The organism is Actinosynnema sp. NPDC050801 (assembly GCF_040673975.1).
In the GTDB taxonomy this organism is placed as follows: domain Bacteria; phylum Actinomycetota; class Actinomycetes; order Mycobacteriales; family Pseudonocardiaceae; genus Actinosynnema.
Genome location: NZ_JBFAQZ010000016.1, coordinates 143,114 through 165,737, shown reverse-complemented (window position 1 = coordinate 165,737; position 22,624 = coordinate 143,114). Strand labels below are relative to the sequence as shown.

General features: G+C 71.9%; 17 protein-coding genes and 1 pseudogene. 11 read left to right on the top strand and 7 right to left on the bottom strand.

The window, feature by feature from the left end; all coding sequences use genetic code 11:
* Window positions 1-24: 24 nt before the first annotated feature.
* Together AB0K14_RS29900 and AB0K14_RS29895 are read right to left on the bottom strand one after the other, a co-directional pair.
* Entirely contained in the window at window positions 25-1,938 is a 1,914-nt protein-coding gene (locus AB0K14_RS29900; RefSeq protein ID WP_360452447.1) for an AarF/UbiB family protein, read from the bottom strand.
* A 395-nt stretch (window positions 1,939-2,333) separates the two neighbouring features.
* The gene (locus AB0K14_RS29895; RefSeq protein ID WP_360452449.1) at window positions 2,334-2,687 is read right to left on the bottom strand and encodes an SSI family serine proteinase inhibitor; all 354 of its coding nucleotides are present in this window, start codon (window positions 2,685-2,687) and stop codon (window positions 2,334-2,336) included.
* A 180-nt stretch (window positions 2,688-2,867) separates the two neighbouring features.
* On the opposite strand from AB0K14_RS29895, the gene AB0K14_RS29890 reads away from it, so the two are divergent.
* Entirely contained in the window at window positions 2,868-4,148 is a 1,281-nt protein-coding gene (locus tag AB0K14_RS29890) for an MFS transporter (RefSeq protein ID WP_360452451.1), read from the top strand.
* 190 nt (window positions 4,149-4,338) lie between these two features.
* Here the strand turns inward: AB0K14_RS29890 and rdmE are convergent, their stop codons facing one another.
* Together rdmE and AB0K14_RS29880 are read right to left on the bottom strand one after the other, a co-directional pair.
* A complete protein-coding gene (rdmE, locus tag AB0K14_RS29885) occupies window positions 4,339-5,895 on the bottom strand; it encodes an aklavinone 12-hydroxylase RdmE (protein ID WP_360452453.1) in 1,557 nt (518 codons plus the stop codon).
* 44 nt (window positions 5,896-5,939) lie between these two features.
* A complete protein-coding gene (locus AB0K14_RS29880) occupies window positions 5,940-6,956 on the bottom strand; it encodes a Gfo/Idh/MocA family oxidoreductase (protein WP_360452455.1) in 1,017 nt (338 codons plus the stop codon).
* A 220-nt stretch (window positions 6,957-7,176) separates the two neighbouring features.
* Between AB0K14_RS29880 and AB0K14_RS29875 the strand changes: the two genes are divergently transcribed.
* Together AB0K14_RS29875 and AB0K14_RS29870 are read left to right on the top strand one after the other, a co-directional pair.
* Entirely contained in the window at window positions 7,177-8,466 is a 1,290-nt protein-coding gene (locus AB0K14_RS29875) for a bifunctional o-acetylhomoserine/o-acetylserine sulfhydrylase (protein ID WP_360452457.1), read from the top strand.
* A gap of 98 nt (window positions 8,467-8,564) precedes the next feature.
* Complete coding sequence (locus AB0K14_RS29870; protein ID WP_360452459.1) at window positions 8,565-9,542, top strand: homoserine O-acetyltransferase; 978 nt, start codon at window positions 8,565-8,567, stop codon at window positions 9,540-9,542.
* A 60-nt stretch (window positions 9,543-9,602) separates the two neighbouring features.
* Here the strand turns inward: AB0K14_RS29870 and AB0K14_RS29865 are convergent, their stop codons facing one another.
* Window positions 9,603-10,103, bottom strand: a complete 501-nt coding sequence (locus AB0K14_RS29865; protein WP_360452461.1) for a hypothetical protein — start codon at window positions 10,101-10,103, stop codon at window positions 9,603-9,605.
* A 191-nt stretch (window positions 10,104-10,294) separates the two neighbouring features.
* Between AB0K14_RS29865 and AB0K14_RS29860 the strand changes: the two genes are divergently transcribed.
* The 4 genes and pseudogenes from AB0K14_RS29860 to AB0K14_RS29845 all read left to right on the top strand — a co-directional run.
* Window positions 10,295-11,410 (top strand): histidine kinase, encoded by a 1,116-nt coding sequence (locus tag AB0K14_RS29860; protein WP_360452463.1) that lies wholly within the window; start codon window positions 10,295-10,297, stop codon window positions 11,408-11,410.
* Window positions 11,407-12,054 carry a response regulator transcription factor gene (locus tag AB0K14_RS29855; RefSeq protein ID WP_360452465.1) on the top strand — a complete coding sequence of 216 codons (648 nt, stop codon included), beginning with the start codon at window positions 11,407-11,409 and terminating at the stop codon, window positions 12,052-12,054. The genes AB0K14_RS29860 and AB0K14_RS29855 overlap by 4 nt, the downstream gene beginning before the upstream one ends.
* 63 nt (window positions 12,055-12,117) lie before the next feature.
* The gene (locus AB0K14_RS29850; RefSeq protein WP_360452467.1) at window positions 12,118-12,792 is read left to right on the top strand and encodes an alpha/beta hydrolase; all 675 of its coding nucleotides are present in this window, start codon (window positions 12,118-12,120) and stop codon (window positions 12,790-12,792) included.
* A pseudogene (locus AB0K14_RS29845) lies at window positions 12,789-13,685 on the top strand (acyltransferase family protein); the annotation flags it as partial. The gene AB0K14_RS29850 and the pseudogene AB0K14_RS29845, both read left to right, overlap by 4 nt.
* Window positions 13,686-13,688: 3 nt before the next feature.
* Here the strand turns inward: AB0K14_RS29845 and AB0K14_RS29840 are convergent.
* The gene (locus AB0K14_RS29840) at window positions 13,689-15,839 is read right to left on the bottom strand and encodes a phospholipase A2 (protein WP_360452469.1); all 2,151 of its coding nucleotides are present in this window, start codon (window positions 15,837-15,839) and stop codon (window positions 13,689-13,691) included.
* 230 nt (window positions 15,840-16,069) lie between these two features.
* Entirely contained in the window at window positions 16,070-16,663 is a 594-nt protein-coding gene (locus AB0K14_RS29835) for a TetR/AcrR family transcriptional regulator (RefSeq protein WP_360452471.1), read from the bottom strand.
* Between the two features lie 191 nt (window positions 16,664-16,854).
* Here AB0K14_RS29835 and AB0K14_RS29830 point away from each other — a divergent pair, with 191 nt between their 5' ends.
* The 4 genes from AB0K14_RS29830 to AB0K14_RS29815 all read left to right on the top strand — a co-directional run bounded on the left by AB0K14_RS29830 (window position 16,855) and on the right by AB0K14_RS29815 (window position 22,544).
* Window positions 16,855-17,643, top strand: coding sequence for an SGNH/GDSL hydrolase family protein (locus AB0K14_RS29830; protein ID WP_360452473.1), 789 nt, complete (start codon window positions 16,855-16,857; stop codon window positions 17,641-17,643).
* Window positions 17,644-17,784: 141 nt separating this feature from the next.
* On the top strand, window positions 17,785-19,389 hold the full coding sequence (locus AB0K14_RS29825; RefSeq protein ID WP_360452475.1) for a carboxyl transferase domain-containing protein: 1,605 nt from the start codon (window positions 17,785-17,787) through the stop codon (window positions 19,387-19,389).
* An 80-nt stretch (window positions 19,390-19,469) separates the two neighbouring features.
* Window positions 19,470-21,386, top strand: coding sequence for an acetyl/propionyl/methylcrotonyl-CoA carboxylase subunit alpha (locus tag AB0K14_RS29820; protein WP_360452514.1), 1,917 nt, complete (start codon window positions 19,470-19,472; stop codon window positions 21,384-21,386).
* Window positions 21,387-21,389: 3 nt separating this feature from the next.
* Window positions 21,390-22,544 carry an acyl-CoA dehydrogenase family protein gene (locus AB0K14_RS29815; RefSeq protein WP_360452477.1) on the top strand — a complete coding sequence of 385 codons (1,155 nt, stop codon included), beginning with the start codon at window positions 21,390-21,392 and terminating at the stop codon, window positions 22,542-22,544.
* The last annotated feature ends 80 nt before the right edge of the window (window positions 22,545-22,624 follow it).

The following is a 22,624-nucleotide window of genomic DNA, read 5'->3' as shown; positions in this document are numbered from 1 at the left end:
GGTTTGCAGCGCAAACCAACCGCGTCAACCCCGCGGCCGGAAGATCGTCACCACCACCCGCAACCCGAGCAGCACGCTGATGACCAGCAGGTTGTAGCCGAACAACTGGAACAGCGACAGGTCCGGGCCCACCTCCGGACCGCCGTCCGCGCCCATCAGCAGCACCGCCATCACGCCCGCCGTCGCGCCCAGCACGGTCAGCATCACCTGGTGCAGCAGCGAGACGATGAACTGCCGGTCCCGTTCGTCGGCGAACAGCCGCATGCTCATGCCCAACCGCCCCTGCTCCAACGCGGCGGAGATCCGGTCGGCCCGCCGCGGCAGCCGGCGCAGCATCGGCAGCATCGCGTGCAGCTCTTCGGTCACCGTGCGCCGCAGCGACTCCGGCGTGAGGTGCGCGCTGAACTGCTTGTCGGCGAACGACCGCGACTCGACCACGATGTCGAACCCCGGCGACAGCGCGGCCAACGTGCCCTCCACCGTCGCCAACGCCCGGAACACCGCCGCGATCTCCGGCGGGATGCTCAACCCGTACCGGTAGACCAGCTTGAACAGGTCGCCGAACATCCCCGCGTCCGGCCTCATGCCGGTGCTCAGGTGCCGTGCCATGAACTGCCCGAGCGCGCGCTCCAACTGCTGCTCGTCGATCTCGTCCGGTCTGGCCACCAGCTCCAGCAACGCGTCGCGCAGGCCCGCCGGGTCGGCGTGGTCGACGGCCAGCAGCAGCTTGCCCAACGCCGACCGCAGCTGCGCGTCGATCCGCCCGACCGAACCGAAGTCCAGCATGCCGAGCCTGCCGTCGTGCAGCAGCATGATGTTGCCCGGGTGCGGGTCGGCGTGGAAGACGCCGTTGATCATCACCTGGCGCAGCAGCGCGTCCAGCAGCGCGCGGGCCAGCGCGTCCCGGTCGACCGACTCCAGCGACGCCGACCGCACGGGCACGCCGTCCAGCCGTTGCATCACCAGCACGCGTGCCGTGCAGAGGTCCTCGTGCGCGGCGGGGAGCACCACGTCGGTGTCGGCGGACGCGGCCCGCACGGCGGCCAGGTTGCGCGCCTCGACCCGGAAGTCCAGCTCCTCGCGCAACGCGGCGGAGAACCCGGCGGCCAGGTCGCGCACGCCGATCGCCTTGCCCCAGCGCGTCCTGTCGTGCAACGTCGACGCGAGCCGGTTCACGATGTCCAGGTCGCCCTCGGCGACCCGCCGCACGTCCGGCCGCTGCACCTTCACCACCACGTCCTCGCCGGACCTCAGCCGGGCCCGGTGCACCTGCGCCACGGACGCTGCGGCGATCGGCCGCTCGTCGAACTCGGCGAACACGTCCTCCGGCGGCTGCCCCAGCTCGGCCACCAGCACCTCGCGCACCGCGGGCCACGGCGCGGCGGGCACCTTGTCCTGCAGCAGCGTCAACTCGTCCACCACGTCCGGCGGCAGCAGGTCGGGGCGCGTGGACAGCACCTGGCCGAGCTTGACGAAGGTGACCCCGCCCTCCTCCAGCGCGAGCCGCAGCGACCGCGCCACCCGGGTGTCGGTGCGTTCCCGGCCGCGCAGGTACGGGCCGAGGCCGTGCCGGAACGCGATCGCGGTGATGCGCGAGTACCGGCGGGTGCGCGCGACCCTCCTGCGCAGCGCGCGCCACCACTCGGTGGGCGGTGGGATCGACCCGGTCGGCACGACGATCTCGGCGAACGTGAGCAGCGCGATCATCATCAGCAGCGCGACGCCGACCTGCACGGTCGCCAGCGCCGGCGTCGTCTCCGGGCCGGGCATGGCGCTCAGCGCGGCCTCGCTGGACGACAGGCCGACCATGCACGCGAGCGTGGTGCGGACCAGGCCGACGCGCAGGCCCAGGATGCGTCGCGCGGCCAGCGCCATGCCCAGCACCAGCGCCAGGAACGTCGCCGGAACGGCGATCGTGTACAGCAGGAAATCACCCATGCGTCTTCCCCCAAGCGGTTCGCGCGGAGGATAGAACGGCCTTCCTGAGACGGTCCGTGGCGTGACCAGAGCTCCGACCACACGAATGGCTCAGGCGGGGTGCTCCAACGGGTAATGGTCTGTGCGAAGCCCGGTAACCGCCCCAATTCATGAATGTGAAGGATGTTGACGAACAGGTCGCGGAGTCCCTACGGTCGCCTCAGAGGTCCGAGGACCTTTGCGCGATCCCGTGGAGGGGCCACGACTTCGGCGGCGGTGTCGAGGGCCCTCCACGGGCACGTCGCGGCCCGGCCTTCACCTTCGGGCTTCCGGTCGTCGCCGCCCGCCTCCAGCTTCCGGCTTCGACCTGTCGGCTTCCGCCTGTCCGCTGCGAGCGTCCGGCTTCCGACCTTCGATCAGAAGTCGAACACGGGGCCGGTCTGGGCGCGCATCGCGCACGAGTTCGCGAACTCGGCCTCGAACGTGCGGGTCTCGCCCCGCCACGTGCCGGTCGCCTTGACCCGCACCGGGTCGTACTCCAGCGTGCACAGGGCCGGGCCGGTCGACATGCCGTCGATCTGTCCGTCCACACCGGACAGCGCGAGGCAGGCCTCGTCGGCCCTGGGGTGCAGGCCGCCGGTCGGCTCGCAGGTCAGGTTCGAGAGCTGGAGCGACTCGCCGCGCTGCACGCTGAGCACGAAGCTCGACTCCGGGGCGGAGAACGCGGGGATCAGGGTGGCGATCGCCGCGAGGAGGGGAAGTGGTGCCATGGTTCACAGCGTGACCGCCTGGCAACGCTCTCTCTAGGATTCTCACCGGATCGTGTGGTTTCCCGAGCCGGCCCGGGAACGCCGCGATGACGTCGTCCTGCCGTCATATCGCGAGGTCATGCGTGTGACGTAGATCACTGTCGGGTTCGGCTCTTTGGGCGGGCAGGCCAGGGTGGACGAATGGCTTCCGACGTGCGCCGGGTGGCGCTCGCCAGTTCCGCGGGCAACGCGGTGGAGTTGTACGACTTCCTGCTCTACGGCACCGCGTCGGCGCTGGTGTTCGACAAGCTGTTCTTCCCGTCCTTCGACCCGCGCATCGGCACGCTGCTGGCGTTCGCCACGTTCGGCGCGGGTTTCCTGGCCCGGCCGCTCGGCGGGGTGGTGATCGGTCACTTCGGTGACCGCGTCGGGCGGCGGTCGATGCTGGTGCTGACGTTGACCGTGACCGGTCTGTGCACGGCCGCGATCGGCCTGCTGCCGACGTACGAGTCCATCGGGTTGGCCGCGCCGCTGTCGTTGGTGCTGCTGCGGTTGGTGCAGGGGTTCTTCCTGGGCGGTGAGCAGGGCGGCGCGACGCTGATGGCGGTCGAGCACGCCCCGGTCGGGCGGACCGGGTGGTACGGCAGTTGGACGTTCCTGGGTTCGCCGATCGGGCTGCTGATGGCCAACGGCGCGATGGCGGCGTCGACCGCGGTGTCCGGCGACGCGTTCCTGAGCTGGGGCTGGCGGATGCCGTTCCTGTTCAGCCTGGTGCTGGTGGGTGTGGGGCTGTACGTGCGGCTGTCGGTGGAGGAGAGCCCGGCGTTCCGCGAGGCGCGGGCGTCGGCGGGGGTGGTGCGGGCGCCGGTGGCCGCGGTGCTGCGGGAGTCGTGGCGGAAGGTGCTGCTGGGCGCGGGGGTGAACCTGGGGTTCAACATGTTCATCTTCGTGGTGGCGACGTTCGCCGTGTCGTACGGGACGCGCCAGCTCGGGATGACGCGCGGCACGTTGCTGAACGCGGGGCTGATCGGGGCGTTCGCGCAGGCGGTGGCGATCCTGGTGTTCGCGCGGCTGTCCGACCGGGTCGGGAGGCTGCCGGTGATGCTCGGCGGTGCGGCGTTCCTGGGTGTGTTCGCGTTCCCGTTGTTCTGGTTGCTGGAGACGCGGTCGCCGGGGTTGGTGGTGCTGGCGATGGTGCTGGCGTTCGCCGGGTCGGCGGCGGTGTTCGGCCCGATGCCCGCTTACTACGCGGAGCTGTTCGGCACGCGGGTGCGGTACAGCGGGGTGTCGTTGAGCTACCAGCTGGGCGCCGTGCTGGGTGGCGGCCTGTCGCCGGTCGTCGCCACGTGGCTGTTGGGCGTGACGCCGACGCACGACTCGTGGCCGATCTCGCTGTACCTGATCGCGGGCGCCCTGATCAGCACCCTGTCCCTGCTGGCCATCGGCGAAACCCTCCGCCACCCCGCCAAGTCCCCGACCTGACCAGCGTGTCCTACCTCCAAACCGCGCGAGTCCTACCTCCAGAACGCGCGTGTCCTACGTTCGCGTACCCCGAGTTCAACGCTCAAAACAAGATCGACTGTTCTGAGCGTTGAACTCGGGTGTTCTGAACGTAGGACACGCGGGACGTGAAGGTACGACTCGCGCGGGTTGGGGGTTGGGCTCTCGGGGGTTAGAGGGATTTCAGGGTGGTGAGGATGGTGGAGAGGTGGGAGGTGGGGGTGGGAGAAGGGGAGGTGGGAGAAGGGGAGGTGGTGGTGCGCCAGGCGATCACGCCGTCGGGGCGGATCAGGGCGGCGCCGTCGGGGCCGATGCCGTAGCGCTTGGTCAGGTCGTCGGTCGGGTCGGTGATGGTGGGGACGTGCAGGGACGGGACGTCCGCGGCACGCCACGACGGGTTCACGGTCAGCAGGGTCCAGGTGGTGAAGAGGTCCAAAGTGGACATCAGGGTGCCCTCGTGCTCCACCATGACGTGCGGGGCGCGGAAGCCCGGTCGGCCGCTGGGGTCGGCGGGGTCCTCCATCGGCGCCGGGTCGGTGTCCTCGGCCAGCACCGCGTTCGAACGGCACCGGTAGCCCAACGTCAACCACAGGTGGTCGACCTCGTCCGGCACGTCGGGGCCTGCCAGGTGCGGTGCGAACCGCTGCACGTAGTTGGCGTACGACCCGTCCACCACGAGCTGCGCGTACGGCCGCCGCTCGGCCTCGTAGCTGTCCAGGAGGCCCTCGCCCGCCTCACCGCGCAACACCGCCGCCAGCTTCCACGCGATGTCGTACCCGTCGCCGATCGCGGTGTTCCCGCCGAGCCCGCCGGTCGGCGGCGTCACCTTCGCCGCGTCACCGACCAGGAACACCCGCCCCGCCCGGAACCGGTCGCTCACCCACGCCGCCATCTCCCACGCCGTGACCTCCAGGACCTCCGCCTCCAGGTCCGGCGCGTCCGTCGCGATCCGCAACAGCTCGACGCACCGCGCCACCGGGTAGTCCGCCGCGGACTCGACCGCCGGGTCGTACTCGACCGTCAGCACGTTGCGCCGTGCCGTGTTGGTGCCCACGAACGCGCCGGTGAACGCCGGGTTCTGCAAGTAGTAAAGGGTCAACCGGTCGGGCACGATGTGGGCCCTCAGGTCGGCGTTGAAAACCACCCCGATGTGGTGCGACAACTCGCCGGGCCCCTGCCGCCCGATGCCCACCAACCCGCGCACCACCCCGCGGTGCCCGTCCGCGCCGATCACGTAGTCCGCCCGGACGGTGTGCTCCCGCCCGGCCGACCGGACCCGCGCGGTCACGCCGTCGGCGTCCTGCGCCAACGACACCAGTTCCGTCTCGAACTCCACCTCCGCGCCCAGTTCACGCGCCCGCCGCAGCAGCACCGGCTCGACGTGGTCCTGGCTCGCCATCCCCGAGCGCTCGGGGCTGAGCGCGGTGGCCCAGTCCTGGTCCTCGTGCACGATCGTGTGAAACACCCGCCCGCGCAGGCTCTCCGCGACCTTGATCACCAGTCCGCCGTCGAGCCCCGCGCCACCCGCCAGCACCTCGTCGGCGACGCCCGCCCGGCGCAGTAACTCCATCGTCCGGTGGGTCTGCCCGGTCGCCTTCGGGTGCGGCGACGTCCCCCGGTGCTTGGAGATGCCCAGCACCTCGACCCCCTGCTGCGCGAGGAACAACGCGGCGGACAGCCCGCCGAGCCCTGCACCGACCACCAATACCTGCACACGCTTGTCTCCCATGACCAAGAATCTTAGTCACTAAGAGATTCACCTAGCAAGAGGAGTCAGGCCAGCGGGACGACGCCCCCGGTCCGCGCCGACTCGAACGCCGCCTCCAAGACCTCCAGCCCGGTGATCGCGTCGGCCACCGGAACGGGCGCCTGACCAGCCGCGACGGCCGCGTAGAAGTCCTGGTACGACCCCGGCTCGGTGCGCACGGGCTCCGTGCCGAGCACGCCCCACAGCTCCACCGCGTCCTCGCCCCACCCCGCGCCGCCGGGCACCTCGCCCGCCTTCAACGCCTCCTCCTGCGGGTCCATCCCGTGCTTGACGTACGCCGAACGGTCACCCAGCACGCGGAACCGCGGCCCGAGCGACGCCACCAAGGCCGACGCCCACAGGTGTGACACCGCGCCCGACGGGTGGTTCAGCGCCAGGAACGCGTCGTCGTGCGCCCGCGCGCCCGGCCGCAGCGTCCGCACCTCCGCGTACACGCTCGTCGGACGACCGAACAACGCCACCGCCTGGTCCACCAGGTGGGTGCCGAGGTCGAACACGATGCTGCCCAGGTCGGCCGGGTCGCCGGACTCCTTCCAACTCTCCTTCACCTCCGGCCGCCACCGCTCGAACCGCGACTCGAACCGGTGCACCCGCCCCAGGGCGCCCTCGCCGACCAGCCGTGCGACCGTGCGGAAGTCGCCGTCCCAGCGCCGGTTGTGGAACGGCGCGAGCAGCACGCCCCGCGCCGCGGCGAGTTCGGCCAACTCGCGCGCCTGCGCGGCCGACGACGCGAACGGCTTGTCCACCACGGTGTTCAGCCCGTGCTCCAGCGCCGCGCGGGCGTGCTCGGCGTGCAACCGGTTCGGCGTGGTCACCACGACCAGGTCGAACTCGTCCGCCCGCCGCCACACCTCCGCCACCGACGCGATCAGCTCGGCCCCCGGGTAGCGCGACGCCACCTCGGCGCGCCGGTCCGGGTTGCCGGTCACGACCGCGGCCAGCTCCAGTCCGGGCGTGGTGGACAGGAACGGTGCGTGGAACGCGGCTCCACCGAGCCCGTAGCCGATCAGTGCGGTGCGCATGACCGCCAACCCTAAGCGTCCCACGGCATGGACGCCCTGTCGCGGACCGTCACCCGGCGCTACCGTCGGACCCATGATCCCGCTCGTGACCCGTCGGCACGTGGACTACGTGCGCGTCACCAGCATGGCCTGTCGACTCGGCTGACCCACCTCCCCACCGCGCGCGCCCGGTGTCTTCGGCGTGCCCGAAAAACCTCCCTGCCAGACAGGAGACGTCAGCATGTCCTGGTCCTTCGACACCGCGCAGGTCCACGCGGGCGCCGCGCCCGACCCGGCGACCGGCGCGCGCGCCACCCCGATCTACCAGACCACGTCGTTCGTGTTCCGCGACTCCGCGCACGGCGAGGCGCTGTTCAGCCTGGCCGAGCCGGGCAACATCTACACCCGCATCAACAACCCCACCCAGGACGTGCTGGAGCAGCGGGTCGCCGCGCTGGAGGGCGGGGTCGCGGCGGTGGCGTTCGCGTCCGGCCAGGCCGCCGAGACCGCCACCGTGCTCAACCTGGCCCGCGCGGGCGACCACCTGGTGTCCAGCGCCTCCCTCTACGGCGGCACGTACAACCTGTTCCACTACACGCTGCCGAAGCTCGGCATCGAGGTGTCCTTCGTGGACGACCCGGACGACCTGGAGGCGTGGCGCGCCGCGGTCCGGCCGAACACCAAGCTGTTCTTCGCCGAGTCGCTGGCCAACCCGCGCAGCAACGTGCTGGACATCGCGGCGGTCGCCGAGGTGGCGCACGCGGCGGGCGTGCCGCTGGTGGTGGACAACACCGTGCCCACGCCGTACCTCCTGCGGCCGATCGAGCACGGCGCCGACATCGTGGTCCACTCGGCCACCAAGTACCTGGGCGGGCACGGCACAGCGGTTGCGGGCGTCGTGGTGGACGGCGGCACGTTCGAGTTCTCCGACGCGGCGAAGTTCCCCGACTTCACCGAGCCCGACCCCAGCTACCACGGCCTGCGGTACTGGCCCGCGCTCGGCCACGGGGCGTTCGCCGCGAAGCTGCGGGTGCAGGGCCTGCGCGACACCGGCGGCGCCATCGCCCCGTTGACCAGCTTCCTGATCCTCCAGGGCATCGAGACGCTGTCCCTGCGCATCGACAAGCACTCGGCGAACGCCCTGGAGCTGGCCCGCTGGCTGGAGGCGCGGGACGAGGTGGAGCGGGTGCACTACGCGGGCCTGCCGTCGAGCCGCTGGCACGACCTGGCGCGGAAGTACCTGCCCGGCGGCGCGGGCGGCGTGGTGTCGTTCGAGCTGCGCGGCGGCGTGGCGGCGGGCCGCGCGTTCGTGGACGGCGTCGAGCTGTTCAGCCGGCTGGTGAACATCGGTGACGTGCGCAGCCTCATCGTGCACCCGGCCAGCACCACGCACAGCCAGCTCACGCCGGAGCAGCAGCTCGTCAGCGGCGTGTCGCCGGGGCTGGTGCGGCTGTCGGTGGGCATCGAGGGCGTGGAAGACCTCAAGGCCGACCTGGAGGCGGGTTTCCGGGCCGCCAAGTCGGTGCAGTGAGGTCGGAGTCCGCCAGAGGTTCCGGGTCCACTGCCGGTGAGACCCCTCCCGCCGCCGGCGGGTGGCGGGAGGGGGACCCGAACGGGCGACGGCAGTGGGTGCGCGGCGCGCTGCCGGGCCTGCCGGTGTCGATCGCCTACGAGACCTGGGGAGAGCTGAACGCGGACCGGTCGAACGCGGTGCTGGTGCTGCACGCGTTGACCGGCGACAGCCACGTCGCGGGCCCGGCCGGACCCGGCCACCCGACGCCCGGCTGGTGGGACGGGCTGGTCGGGCCGGGACGCGCGCTGGACCCGGAGCGCTGGTTCGTGGTCGCGCCCAACGTGCTGGGCGGCTGCCAGGGCACCACGGGGCCGTGGGCGACCGCGCCGGACGGCGAACCGTGGGGCGCGCGGTTCCCCCGGATCACGGTGCGCGACCAGGTGGCCGCCGAGGTGCTGCTGGCCGACGCGCTGGGCGTCGACGCGTGGGCCGCCGTGCTGGGCGGCTCCATGGGCGGGATGCGGGCGCTGGAGTGGGCGGTGTCCGAGCCGGACCGGGTCCGGGCCCTGCTCGTGCTGGCCGCGCCCGCCGCGTCCACGGCCGAGCACATCGCACTCGCCTCCGCCCAGCTGCACGCCATCCGGCTGGACCCGGTCGGCGGCCTGGGCGTGGCGCGGCGGATCGCGCACGTCAGCTACCGCAGCGAGCGGGAGCTGGCCGCCCGGTTCGGGCGCGAGGTGCGCGCGGACGGCCGGTTCCAGGTGGAGTCCTACCTCGACCACCACGCGGCCAAGCTGGTCGGCCGGTTCGACCCGGCCAGCTACGCCACCCTGACCGAGGCGATGAACAGCCACGACGTGGGACGTGACCGGGGCGGGGTGCGGGCGGCGCTGGGCCGCGTCACGGCCCGCACCGTCGTGGCCGGGATCGACTCCGACCGGCTCTACCCGCTGCGCCAGCAGGCCGAGGTCGCCGACGCCGTGCCCGGTGCCGGCGAGCTGCGCGTGGTGAGCTCGCCGCATGGCCACGACGCGTTCCTCATCGAGGTGGACCAGGTGTCGAAGCTGGTCGCCGAGCTGCTCGACGGGGTCTAGCACCCCGGCCGTGGTGCGGTCCACGTCCGGGTGATCGCCACCTCCCGCGGCGAACCCGGGCTACTCCTCCAGCGCGGTGGCGATCCACGGCGACACGGGCAGGTCGCGCATCCCGCACTCGACGGCCAGCTTCACCGTCCACCGCAGCGCCTGGAGCACCACCGTGGCCAGCTCCTGCGGCTGCCCGTTGGCCAGCGCGATCTCGATCTGCTCGGCGGCGGCCGCCTGGTCGCCGTGCACCTCGGCCAGCAGCGTGCGGATCGCGGTGCGGACCGGCGGGTCGGCGTCGTCGATCGGCACCTCCTGCCCGTCCTCGTCGAAGACCTGCATCTTGACCGGTGTCGCCCCGCCCGAGCCGAGGGCGGCGACCATGGCGCTGCACTCGGAGAACAGCAGGAGGACCAGCTCGCGGATCTCCTCGTTGCCCTCCGGCGAACCGCTGAGGTATCCGGTGACCAGGTCGACCGCGACAGCGTCCTCCCCGACCTTGGCGGCGGTCAGGGCCTCGCCGGCCACGGCCTGGAGCCGCGACCAGCGATCCGGATCTTGCTGCGGGTGCATTCAGCCATCTTCCATCACGGAGTAGGGGCGCACAGCTCTGCATATTGCCTACCCGGTGGTGTTCGCCCACCGCAACGGCTTGTCCGTGGTCCCGCCTCTCGGGTATGGGCCGGTGTTTCGCTCGCGTGCTACCCGGGTATGACAGACCTCGGGCTCATGTGCCCGGGCACGTCGCCGCATAGCATCGGGCCGTGATCCGCACCCTCCTCCAGGTCGTGCTGTTCCGCGACCGCGCGCGGATCTTCGACGGCTTCCGCTTCCGCCACCCGCTGATGGCGTCGGTGCTGCTCTACGGCTTCGTCATCGCGATCGGGGTGAGCTCCGACTACGTCTCGCGGGAGGAACCGGACGGCTGGTGGCCGCTGCTGTTCGCCATCGTCGCCGGCAGCACCGCCCTGACGTTGCGCTCCACGCTCCTGGCGTGGCGGCTGGCCACGGCGGGCCTGGTGGTCATGCGGCTGCTGGTGCCTTCCGAACCCTCGGTGCTGGGCAGCTGGCAGTGGTGGTGGTACGTGCCGGTGCTGCTGGCGGTCGCGACCGTGCACCGCGGCCGGGTCGTGCTGCTCGTGGCGTTGATCACGTCGGGCGTGCTGTTCGCGATGGGGCAGCCGGGCGACGTCCTGGAGACGATCGGCTTCCTGCTCCCGGTGCTCCTGCTCGGTTACGCGGTCGGCGCGCGCGGGCGGGCCGAGCGGCGGTTCCACGCCGAGCAGGACGAGAAGGCGGCGCTGGTCGAACGCGCCCGGATCGCCCGCGAGATGCACGACGTGGTCGCGCACCACATGTCGCTGGTGGTGGTCCGGTGCGAGACCGCGCCCTACCGGATCCCGGACCTGCCCGAGGCGGCCAAGGAGGAGTTCGCCGAGCTCGGCGCTGCGGCGCGGTCCGCGATCACCGACATGCAGCAGCTGCTGGGCGTGCTGCGGGCCTCGGACCAGCGGGCGGACCGGACGCCGCAGCCGGGGTTGGCCGACATCCGGTCCCTGCACCCCGACGCGTCGGTGCCGGACGTCGAGGTGCCGGAGGCGGTCGGGTTGACCGCGTACCGGATCGTGCAGGAGGCGCTGACGAACGCCGGTCGGCACGCGCCGGGCTCGACGACGTCGGTCGCCGTCGAGCTGGTGGCCGAGGAGCTGCGGGTCGTCGTGCGCAACACGGCGGGCGGGCCGTCGCTGGGTGGTGGCGGCGGGCACGGTCTCACCGGCATGGGGGAACGGGTGGCGGTGCACGGCGGTTCGATGACCGCCGGACCGACCGAGGACGGGGGGTTCGAGGTGCGAGCGGTGGTCCCGGTGGGCCGACGATGATCAGCGTGCTGGTGGCGGACGACCAGGAGATGGTGCGGGAGGGCTTCTCCGCGCTGCTGGACGCCCAGCCCGACATCACCGTGGTGGGGTCGGCCGGTGACGGCGTCGCGGCCGTCGGCGAGGTCCGCCGGCTGCGACCGGACGTGGTGCTGATGGACGTGCGGATGCCCGAGATGGACGGGTTGACCGCCACCCGGCTGCTGGTCGACGACCCGGTCAAGGTGCTCGTGCTGACCACGTTCGACCTGGACGACTACGTGTACGAGGCGCTGCGGGCGGGTGCGAGCGGGTTCCTGCTCAAGCACGCGCCCGCGAGCGAGCTGCTGACCGCGGTGCGGGTGGTGGCGCGTGGCGACGCGTTGCTCGCGCCGTCGGTGACCAAGCGGCTCATCGAGGACTTCGTGAAGGCCCAGCCGGTGCGCGTGGTGAGACCGGCCGCGCTGGGCGCGTTGACCGAGCGCGAGACCGAAGTGCTGCTGCTGATCGCGCAGGGCCTGTCGAACGGCGAGATCGCCGGTCACCTCGTGCTGGCCGAGCAGACGGTGAAGACGCACGTGAGCCGGATCCTGATGAAGCTCGGGCTGCGCGACCGCGCGCAGGCGGTGATCGCGGCGTACGAGTCCGGTCTGGTGGTACCCCGGTAGGGCCCGCGGATGGGCACCCCGGGGTGACGATCGCGGCGCCGTGGTCTTCCTAGCGTCGGCGTCATGTCGAAGAAGATCGCGTTGGTGGCCGCGCTGCTGGTCCTGGCGGCGCCGGGTGGCGACCCGCCCGGGTTCAAGCCCCGGATCGAGGTCCACGGCGACCTGACGCGCGCCGCGCACGTCGCGGTCGTGGTGCCGGGGTCCGATGTGGACGAGCGGCGGTTCGGCGCGACGGTCGGGCGGATGGCGCGCGACCTGCACGCGTCCGTCGGCCGCGACGACGTCGCGGTGGTCGCGTGGCTGGGGTACCGGACGCCGTCCGGGCTCGGGGTGGACGCGGCGGGCGGTCGGCTGGCGCGGGCCGGTGCGGTCGCGCTGGACGGGTACGTGCGGACGTTGCCCGGTCACGTGCACCTGATGTGCCACAGCTACGGGTCGGTGGTGTGCGGGCTGGCCCGGCCCGCCGTGGCCGACGTGGTGTTCCTCGGGTCGCCCGGCGTTCGGGTCGACTCGGTCGAGCCCGGTGCGCGGGTGTGGGCGGCGCGCGGCGGGCGGGACTGGACCCGGTGGGTGCCCGCGGTCCGGTTGGGCGACCTGGGGCACGGGGCGGACCCGGTCGACCCGGCGTTCGGCGCACGGGTGTTCGACGCGGGCGACATCGGGCACGACGAGTACTTCCGGGAGGGCACGCCGTCGTTGCGCGCCCTGACCCGGATCGCGGTGGGGGAGACGCCGTGACGACCCGGGATCCGGTGATCGACGCGACGCGGGCCGTCGCGATCGTCGGTGTCGTGCTGGGGCACTGGCTGGTGACGGCCGTGGTGCTGACCGGTGACGGGCTGGTGGTGGACAGCCCGCTGCGGTGGGTGCCGGAACTGGCCCCGGCGAGCTGGGTGCTGCAGACGTTGGGGCTGTTCTTCTTCACCGGCGGCTTCGGCGCGGCTCGGTCGAGCGCGCCGTGGTGGCCGCGGGCGCGCAAGCTCGTGCTGCCGGTGGCGGTGCTGCTCGGCGCGTGGGCCGCGGTCCTGTTCGGACTGTCGGTGCGCGGTCTGCCGCAGCAGACGGTGATGACCGTCGGGTACCTCGTCGTGACGCCGTTGTGGTTCCTGGCCGTGTACGTGGTGCTGTCGGCGTTCACGCCGCTGTTGCGCCGGCTGGGGTGGTGGGGCGTGGCGATCCCGGTCGTGCTGGTGGCGGTGGACGCCGCCCTGGTGGACCTCGGCTGGGTGAACGTGGTCGCGGTGTGGTGGGCGCCGTGGCAGGTGGGCGTGCTCGTCGCCCGCGGCGGGCCCGCCCGGCACCGCTCGTGGGGTGCGGCGTTGCTGGTGGCGGGCGCGGGTGCGTTCGCGGTGCTCCTGGGCGCCGGTTACCCGGCCAGCGCGGTGGGGGTGCCCGGTGCGGCGGAGTCGAACCTGTCGCCGCCGTCGGCCGCCGCGCTCGCGCTGGCGTTGGCGCAGGTGGGGTTGGTGCTGCTGGTGCGGCCGTCGTTCCTGGCCCGGTGGTCGATCGCACGGGCGCTGAACGCGCGGGCGCTGCCGATCTTCCTGGTGCACCAGAGCGCGTTGCTGGTGGTGGTGTTGGTCGGCTCGGCGTTCGGTTCGTTGCGCGGTCTGAACACGGTGCCGTCGGACGCGCTATGGGTGTTGGAGCGCGGGACGTGGTTGCCGGTGTTCACCGGCGTGTGCCTGGTCCTGCTTCGGTATCGCCGCGAGCAGGGCGATCGCGATCGTCGCGCCGTGCAGGACGACCATCGCGCCGGTCGGCTCCGGCGCCAGCAGCGGTGGGACGCAGGCCAGCGCGGTGAGCAGCCAGGGACGGCGGCGGTCGCACGTGCCGGCGTGCGCGGCGTGCAGGAGGTACCAGCCGAGCAGCAGGTGGATCAGGTTCTGCAGCGGGTCGACCTTGAACACGACCAGGGTGCCCGCGGCGCCCGCGAACCCGGTCACCACGAACCCGAGGACGCCCAGCACGCCGTAACCGGCGCCGAGCGTGACGGCGAGCCGGGTGCGGTGGGTCTCGCGGGTGCGGCAGGGGCTGAGCGCGGCGTTGCGCTCGAAGCGGTGGAACACCAGCAGGACCGGCAGGAGCAGCACCACCAGCACGGCCAGCCAGCGGGGTCGGGTGGTGACCCAGTCGAACGCGGCCGGTGAGTCCAGCAGGCCCAGCACGCCGACCACGGCGGCCAGCACGGTCAGGTAGCCGAGGTAGACCGTCATGGGCGCGGAGCGGGCGAACTCCACGACCCGCCACCGGTGCTCGCCCGCGAGCCACGCCGTGACGCGGGGTTTGAGCAGCAGCACCAGGCAGATCTGGACCAGGCCGAGCACCAGCAGGCACACGGTGGGCGGGCTGAGGTTCGAGCTGCCCTCGCCCGGCAGCGGCATCATGGTGCGCGGGTAGCCGCCGAACGTGATCAGCGCCAGCAGCACGGGCACGGCAGCGAGCGCCAGGGCGCCGAGCACCTTGCGCGACACGCGGTGCAGGCTGCCGTCGGCGTAGTAGAAGCCGAGTTGTTGCAGCAGCAGCGCGCCGAGCACGAGGTTGAGGTAGCCGCCGGTGCGCCAGCCGAAGCCGATGCGCGCGAGGTCGACCACGATCATGAGGGCGACCAGCGCCACCGGCGTGGCCAGGCGGGCGTGGCGGTGCAGCCAGGCCATGACCGGGGTGGCGGCGACCGCGACCAGGTACAGGCCGAGGAACCACAGCGGGTGCGCGATGAGCCTGCCGAACATCTCGACCCGCGACTTGTCCACGTCGAGCAGTTCCAGGGGCAGCGGGAGGACCAGCCAGGCCAGCACGAACGCCAGCACGGGGCGCAGCAGCCAGGAGATGCGGGCGGCGAGGTAGCGGCCGTAACCGCCGTGGTCGGCCTGCACGGCGTACCAGCTGGTCAGGTTGGCGTGGCCGCCCGCGAAGTAGAAGACGGGGATGGCCTGCAAGGCCCAGGTGAGCAGCCACAGCCAGGTCGCGCTCACGCCCGCCCAGTGCAACACGGTGATCAGGGACTGCCCGACGACCACCAGGGCGAGCGCGCCCAGCCGCAGGAACGTGGCGTAGCGGTCGTGGGTGGCCCGGGGGCGCGGTGCGCCGACCGGCCCGTCGGGCTGCTGCCGGCGGGGCAGCCGGGCGAGCAGGAGGAACACGACGACCGCGCTGCCGAAGCCCCAGGCGAGGACCGGTTCGTGACCGGGCGGGCCCCAGCGCTGCCGCCACGAGTTGAACTCCAGGCCCGCCGCGTAGAGCTGCGCCGTGGCGTGGCACCGGGTGGCGTGGCCGCGCGGGTTGACGTCGCACTGGGCGTGCATGTCCCGGGCCAGGCGGGCGTCGAGGGACTTGCGGGCGTCCTGGTCGAGCGGGCGGCCCTTGTGCTCGGCGTAGCGGAGCAGGTCGTAGCCCAGGTCGTGGGCCTTGCAGCCGGTGCCGAAGTCCCACTCGGTGTTGCCCGCGGGTCCGGAGCAGCCGCCGTTGGGGTCGATGGCGCGCGTGGTCCCGTCCGGCCCGGTGGCCACCACGGGGTCGCGGTTGGTCACCTCGTTGAAGTCGGCGGGGAAGGCGACGAGCGGGTTGGCGTCGGACGGGTCGGCCATCGCCTCGACCGCCCTGGCGGCGGTGGCGATGTCGCCGGTGAGCGGTGTGGTGTCGGTGGCGCCGGCGGGCCGGGACGCGATCACCCCGCACACGAACACGGCTGACGCCACCAGGACGAACCTGAACCAGGCGGGCAGGCGGGCGAGCAACCGGAGCCCCGGCCACCCCCCGGTGGTGTTCACCGCCACGTCACCCATCGGCCGCCCAGCGTACGCGAAACCCCCACCTCCACACCCGCGCGTTCCCCACATCCGCGTCACCCGCGCCCTACCCCCACACCGCGCGAGTCGTACCTCCACGTCGCGCGTGTCCTACGTTCAGAACGCGCGTGTCCTACGTTCGCGTCGCGCGTGTCCTACGTTCGCGTCGCGCATGTCCTACGTTCGCGTCGCGCATGTCCTACGTTCAGGACCCCCGAGTTCAACGCTCAGGGCAAGCGGGACGACACGGGGAGCGCGCCGGAGAGGGAAGCCAGCGCCATCTGCGAGAGCAGTGCGGCCATCTGGTCGCGGTCCAGGTGGGCGCTGTGCGGCGTGGAGTTGATCAGACCGAACACCGCGTGCGCGGCGGCACGGGCGGTCGGCTCGTCCACCTCCGGCGACGTCTTGCGGATGGTCTCCACCCACACCTCGACGTAACGCCGCTGGAGCGCTCGCACCCGCCGCCGGTCGGGGTCGGTCAGGTTCGCCAGGTTGCGGATCTGCACGGTGATCAACGCGGGGTCGTCCAACGCGAAGTCGACGTGCCACCGGATCAATTCCCGCAGCGCGTGCTCCGGGTCCTGCGACGCGGCGACCCGGCTCACCCCGCCCTCCAGCAGCCGCTCGCTGATGGACGTCAACATCTCGCCCAGCATCGCGTCCTTGCTGCGGAAGTGCCGGTACAGCGCCGGCCCGGAAATCCCCACGGCGGCACCGATGTCGTCGATCCCGACGCCGTGGAAGCCGTGCCTGGCGAACAGCTCGGCGGCGGCGGCCAGGATCTGCTCCCGGCGGGATTGCTTCGCTGGCTCGTCTGGCACGTCGCCCATCTTAAACGCCCAGCCCAGTGCACGTAAACGGACGTTAACCTCGCCGTACGCCAACGATCACCGAGCACCGGTCGAAACGCGTAGTTAACTCTTGACCCACTCTTTTTATATAGGACTACTTGCTGGTAACTCTTGTTGTGCTCCGCATCACACCCTGCGTTGTTTCCCTCCGGGAGGCTCCGATGCGCCTTGTCCGAACCCTGTCCAGCGCCGCGCTGGCATTAGTCGCCTCGCTGGCGCTCGTCGTGCCGGCCCAAGCCGCCGCCGCCAACTACGTCGCGCTCGGCGACTCCTACTCGTCCGGAACGGGCACCGGCTCGTACTACAGCGACTCCGGCAGCTGCAAGCGCAGCCAGTACAGCTACCCCGCCCTCTGGGCGGCGTCGCACGCGCCCGCGTCGTTCAAGTTCGTGGCCTGCTCCGGCGCCAAGACCGGTGACGTGCTCGCCAACCAGGTCGCCGCGCTGAGCGCGACCACCTCCCTGGTCAGCATCTCGGTCGGTGGGAACGACGCCGGCTTCACGGACGTGATCACCACCTGCACGTTCGGCTCGGACTCGACCTGCGTGAACCGGGTCAACCAGGCCAAGGCCTACGCCACCGGGACCCTGCCCGGCCTGCTGGACAACGTCTACACGCAGATCCGCACCCGCGCGCCGTCCGCGACGGTCGTCGTGCTCGGCTACCCGCGCCTGTACAAGGTGCCCGGCAGCTGCTCGGTCGGCCTGAGCGACACGAAGCGCGCGGCGATCAACTCGGCCGCCGACACCCTGCACCAGGTCATCTCCGCCCGGGCGGGCGCGAGGTCGTTCGCCTACCGCGACCTGCGCACGGCGTTCACCGGGCACGAGATCTGCTCGGCGGACTGGTGGTTGAACAGCCTGTCCTGGCCGGTGGAGGAGTCCTACCACCCCAACCGCAACGGCCAGCGCCTCGGCTACCTGCCGCAGCTCACCGCCGTCACGGGCTGACGCACCGCGGCACGCACCCGCAACACGCACCGCAGCACCACCCGGAGGGGGCCGCACCCGCGGCCCCCTCCGGCTTGTGAACCGACGTTAACAAGCGCTAACATCTCCTCAGGTTAACGACTGCTAACCGCGAGGAGCCCGATGGACGCCCCGGTGCTGCGCAGCACGGCCGACAAGTCGGCCGACGCCTTCCGGCGCTACCACGACGAGCACGCGCGCCTCGTGCACGACCTGCGCGCGAAGCTCGGCCAAGCCGCCCTCGGCGGTCCGGAGAGGGCACGCGCCCGCCACGTCGAGCGCGGGAAGCTGCTGCCCCGCGACCGCGTCGACACGCTGCTCGACCCCGGTTCGCCGTTCCTCGAACTCGCGCCGCTGGCCGCGAACGGCATGTACGGCGACGAGGCGCCCGCCGCGGGCGTCATCACGGGCGTCGGCCGCGTGTCCGGTCGCGAGGTCGTGGTCGTCGCCAACGACGCCACGGTCAAGGGCGGCACGTACTACCCGATGACGGTCAAGAAGCACCTGCGCGCGCAAGAGGTGGCGTTGCAGAACAACCTGCCGTGCGTCTACCTGGTGGACTCCGGCGGCGCGTTCCTGCCCAGGCAGGACGAGGTGTTCCCGGACCGCGACCACTTCGGCCGGATCTTCTTCAACCAGGCCACCATGTCCGCCCGCGGCATCCCGCAGATCGCCGCCGTGCTCGGCTCGTGCACGGCGGGCGGCGCGTACGTGCCCGCGATGTCGGACGAGGCGGTGATCGTGCGCGGCCAGGGCACGATCTTCCTCGGCGGCCCGCCGCTGGTGAAGGCCGCGACCGGTGAGGTCGTCACGGCCGAGGAGCTCGGTGGCGGTGAGCTGCACTCGCGCACGTCCGGCGTCACCGACCACCTGGCGGAGGACGACCCGCACGCGCTGCGGATCGTGCGCTCGATCGTCAGCACGCTGGGTCCGCGCGAGCCGCGCCCGTGGCAGGTCGAGCCGACCGTGGCACCCGCCGTCGACCCCGCCGAGCTGTACGGCGTGGTGCCGACGGACAGCCGCACGCCCTACGACGTGCGCGAGGTGATCGCCCGGGTCGTGGACGGCAGCCGGTTCCAGGAGTTCAAGAAGGAGTACGGCGCCACGCTGGTCACCGGGTTCGCCCGGATCCACGGCCACCCGGTCGGCATCGTGGCCAACAACGGCGTGCTGTTCGGCGAGTCGGCGTTGAAGGGCGCGCACTTCATCCAGCTGTGCGACCAGCGCCGCGTGCCGCTGGTGTTCCTGCAGAACATCAGCGGGTTCATGGTCGGCCGCGAGTACGAGGCGGCGGGCATCGCCAAGCACGGCGCGAAGATGGTGACGGCGGTGGCGTGCGCGCGGGTGCCGAAGTTCACCGTGGTCATCGGCGGGTCGTTCGGCGCGGGCAACTACTCGATGTGCGGGCGGGCCTACTCGCCCCGGTTCCTGTGGATGTGGCCCAACGCCCGGATCTCGGTGATGGGCGGTGAACAGGCCGCGTCGGTGCTGGCGACGGTGCGGCGCGACCAGCTCGGCGACGCGTGGTCGACCGAGGAGGAAGAGGCGTTCAAGGCGCCGATCCGGCAGCAGTACGAGGACCAGGGCAACCCGTACTACTCCACGGCACGGCTGTGGGACGACGGTGTGATCGACCCGCTCGACACCCGCATGGTGCTCGGCCTGGCCCTGTCCGCGGCGGCGAACGCCCCGATCGAGCCGGTTTCCTACGGCGTCTTCCGGATGTGATGACGATGGAGCACCAGGAGATGTCGCGCCAGGAGACGGTCCGCCAGGAGATGGTCCACGAGGGGATGTCGCGCCGGGGGATGTTCGACAGCGTCCTGATCGCCAACCGGGGCGAGATCGCGGTGCGCGTGATCCGCGCGTTGCGGCGGTTCGGCATCCGGTCGGTGGCCGTCTACAGCGACGCGGACGCCGACGCGCTGCACGTGCGGCAGGCCGACGTGGCGGTGCGGATCGGGCCCGCGTCGGCCCGGGAGAGCTACCTGTCGATCGAGCGGATCATCGAGGCCGCCCTGTCGACGGGCGCGCAGGCCGTGCACCCCGGTTACGGGTTCCTGGCCGAGAACGCGGAGTTCGCGCGGGCGTGCGAGAAGGCCGGGCTGGTGTTCATCGGGCCGCCCGCCGACGCGATCGAGGCGATGGGCGACAAGATCCGCGCCAAGCTCACCGTCGCGGCGGCCGGCGTGCCGGTGGTGCCGGGGCGGACCGAGGTCGGCATGACCGACGACGACCTGGTCGAGGCGGCCGCGGAGATCGGTTTCCCGGTGCTGCTCAAGCCGTCCGCCGGCGGTGGCGGCAAGGGGATGCGGCTGGTCGAGGCCGCCGACGGCCTGCGGGACGCCATCGAGTCGGCACGGCGTGAGGCGCGCGGGTCGTTCGGCGACGACGCGTTGCTGATCGAGCGGTTCATCGGCAACCCGCGGCACATCGAGATCCAGGTGCTGGCCGACGCTCGCGGCGGGGTGGTCCACCTCGGCGAGCGCGAGTGCAGCCTCCAGCGGCGGCACCAGAAGATCATCGAGGAGGCGCCGTCGCCGCTGGTCTCCCCGCAGATGCGGGACGCCATGGGCACGGCCGCGGTGGAGGCGGCGAAGGCCGTCGGGTACGTCGGCGCGGGCACGGTCGAGTTCATCGTGGACGGCGCGTCCGGCGACTACTACTTCATGGAGATGAACACCCGGCTCCAGGTCGAGCACCCGGTCACGGAGCTCGCGACCGGCGTGGACCTGGTCGAGTGGCAGTTGCGGGTGGCCGCGGGTGAGCCGCTGGCGCTGGGCGAGGTGACGATGTCGCGCCACGCCGTGGAGGCCCGCGTCTACGCGGAGGACCCGGCGCGCGGTTTCCTGCCGACCGGTGGCACGGTGCTGGCGCTGCACGAGCCGTCGGACGTGCGGGTGGACTCGGCGCTGCGCGTCGGGCTGACCGTGGGCAGCGACTACGACCCGATGCTGGCCAAGGTGATCGCGCACGGGGCCACGCGGGAGGAGGCGTTGCGCCGGCTGGACGCCGCGCTGGGGCGGATGGTGCTGCTCGGCGTGACGACCAACATCCCGTTCCTGCGGGCGTTGCTGACCGACCCGGACGTGCGGGCGGGCGCGTTGGACACCGGGTTGGTGGAGCGGAAGCTGGAGTCGTTGGTGCGCCACGACGTGCCGGACGAGGTGCTGGCCGCGGCGGCGTTGGAGCGGCAGCTCGCGGCGCGCGGTGACGACCCGTGGGAGCACGTCGGCGGGTGGCGGATCGGCGAGCACGCGTGGACCAGGTGGCTGATCGACGGGGTCGAGGTCCGGGTCCGCGGCGACGAAGTGTCTATTGCAGACAAAGTACCGATGCGGCTCGCCGCCGCCGTCGACGGCGAGTGGTTGGTCGTAGGCGGTCGACGGTATGCAATGGCCCGGGCGGGCAACGTGCTGTGGCTCGGCGCGGACGGCCACGCGTGGGCGTTGACCGAGACGTTGCCGTCGGAGGTCGCGTCGTCGTCGGCGGCCGGCAGCGGTGGCCCGGTGACCAGCCCGATGCCCGGCACGGTGCTGGTGGCGCGAGCCGCCCAGGGCGCCCACGTGACCGCCGGACAGGCGTTGTTCGTGGTCGAAGCGATGAAGATGGAGCACACCGTCACGTCACCCGTGGACGGCGTGCTCGCCGAAGTGCACGTCCAGGCAGGCCAACAGGTCGCGCTGGACCAGACCCTAGCCGTCGTCGTGCCCCACCAGGAGTGAGCGATGTTGGACTTCCGCCTTGACGAAGAGTACGAGGCGCTGCGCAAGACCGTCGAGGAGTTCGCCCGCGACGAGGTCGCGCCGGTGATCGGCGAGTTCTACGAGCGCCAGGAGTTCCCGTACGCGATCGTCGCCAAGATGGGGCGGATGGGCCTGTTCGGGCTGCCGTTCCCGGAGGAGTTCGGCGGCATGGGCGGCGACTACTTCGCGTTGTGCCTGGCGCTGGAGGAGTTGGCGCGGGTCGACTCGTCGGTGGCGATCACGCTGGAGGCGGGCGTCTCGCTGGGTGCGGTGCCGTTGTTCCGGTTCGGTTCGGCGGAGCAGAAGGCCGAGTGGTTGCCCCGGTTGTGCTCGGGCGAGGTGCTGGGCGCGTTCGGGCTGACCGAGCCCGGCAGCGGGTCGGACGCGGGCGCGATGCGGACCACCGCGCGGCTCGACGGTGACGAGTGGGTGATCAACGGGACCAAGGCGTTCATCACCAACTCGGGCACGGACATCACCGGGCTGGTGACGGTGGCGGCGGTGACCGGGCGGCGTGAGGACGGCAAGCCGGAGGTGTCGGCGATCATCGTGCCGTCGGGGACGCCCGGTTTCTCGGTGTCGCGCAAGTACTCCAAGGTCGGGTGGAGCGCGTCGGACACGCGTGAGCTGTCGTTCCAGGACTGCCGGGTGCCCGTGGCGAACCTGGTCGGCGAGCGCGGGCGTGGGTACGCGCAGTTCCTGCAGACGTTGGACGAGGGTCGGGTGGCGATCGCGGCCGTCGGCGTCGGGCTGGCGCAGGGGTGCGTGGACGAGTGCGTGCGGTACGCGGGTGAGCGGGAGGCGTTCGGGCACAAGATCGGTGCGTACCAGGCGATCCAGTTCAAGATCGCCGAGATGGAGGCGCGCACGCACACCGCGCGGTTGGCGTACTACCAGGCGGCGGCCAAGATGCTGCGCGGTGAGCCGTTCAAGCGCGAGGCGGCGATCGCCAAGCTGGTGTCGTCGGAGGCGGCGATGGACAACGCGCGTGAGGCGACCCAGATCTTCGGCGGCTACGGCTTCATGAACGAGTACCCGGTGGGCCGTTTCTACCGCGACGCGAAGATCCTGGAGATCGGCGAGGGCACCAGCGAGGTCCAGAAGATGCTGATCGCCCGCGAACTGGGCCTCCGCTAACCCGCGTGTCCTACCCCCAGAACGCGCGTGTCCTACGTCCGGAACGCGCGTGTCCTACGTTCGGAACACCCGAGTTGAAC

Bases quoted from the DNA above. Each gene is read 5' to 3' on its own strand.
- AB0K14_RS29900 (WP_360452447.1), bottom strand. From the start codon at position 1,938: ATGGGTGATTTCCTGCTGTACACGATCGCCGTTCCGGCGACGTTCCTG.
- AB0K14_RS29895 (WP_360452449.1), bottom strand. From the start codon at position 2,687: ATGGCACCACTTCCCCTCCTCGCGGCGATCGCCACCCTGATCCCCGCG.
- AB0K14_RS29890 (WP_360452451.1), top strand. From the start codon at position 2,868: ATGGCTTCCGACGTGCGCCGGGTGGCGCTCGCCAGTTCCGCGGGCAAC.
- rdmE (WP_360452453.1), bottom strand. From the start codon at position 5,895: ATGGGAGACAAGCGTGTGCAGGTATTGGTGGTCGGTGCAGGGCTCGGC.
- AB0K14_RS29880 (WP_360452455.1), bottom strand. From the start codon at position 6,956: ATGCGCACCGCACTGATCGGCTACGGGCTCGGTGGAGCCGCGTTCCAC.
- AB0K14_RS29875 (WP_360452457.1), top strand. From the start codon at position 7,177: ATGTCCTGGTCCTTCGACACCGCGCAGGTCCACGCGGGCGCCGCGCCC.
- AB0K14_RS29865 (WP_360452461.1), bottom strand. From the start codon at position 10,103: ATGCACCCGCAGCAAGATCCGGATCGCTGGTCGCGGCTCCAGGCCGTG.
- AB0K14_RS29855 (WP_360452465.1), top strand. From the start codon at position 11,407: ATGATCAGCGTGCTGGTGGCGGACGACCAGGAGATGGTGCGGGAGGGC.
- AB0K14_RS29850 (WP_360452467.1), top strand. From the start codon at position 12,118: ATGTCGAAGAAGATCGCGTTGGTGGCCGCGCTGCTGGTCCTGGCGGCG.
- AB0K14_RS29840 (WP_360452469.1), bottom strand. From the start codon at position 15,839: ATGGGTGACGTGGCGGTGAACACCACCGGGGGGTGGCCGGGGCTCCGG.
- AB0K14_RS29830 (WP_360452473.1), top strand. From the start codon at position 16,855: ATGCGCCTTGTCCGAACCCTGTCCAGCGCCGCGCTGGCATTAGTCGCC.
- AB0K14_RS29825 (WP_360452475.1), top strand. From the start codon at position 17,785: ATGGACGCCCCGGTGCTGCGCAGCACGGCCGACAAGTCGGCCGACGCC.
- AB0K14_RS29820 (WP_360452514.1), top strand. From the start codon at position 19,470: ATGTTCGACAGCGTCCTGATCGCCAACCGGGGCGAGATCGCGGTGCGC.
- AB0K14_RS29815 (WP_360452477.1), top strand. From the start codon at position 21,390: ATGTTGGACTTCCGCCTTGACGAAGAGTACGAGGCGCTGCGCAAGACC.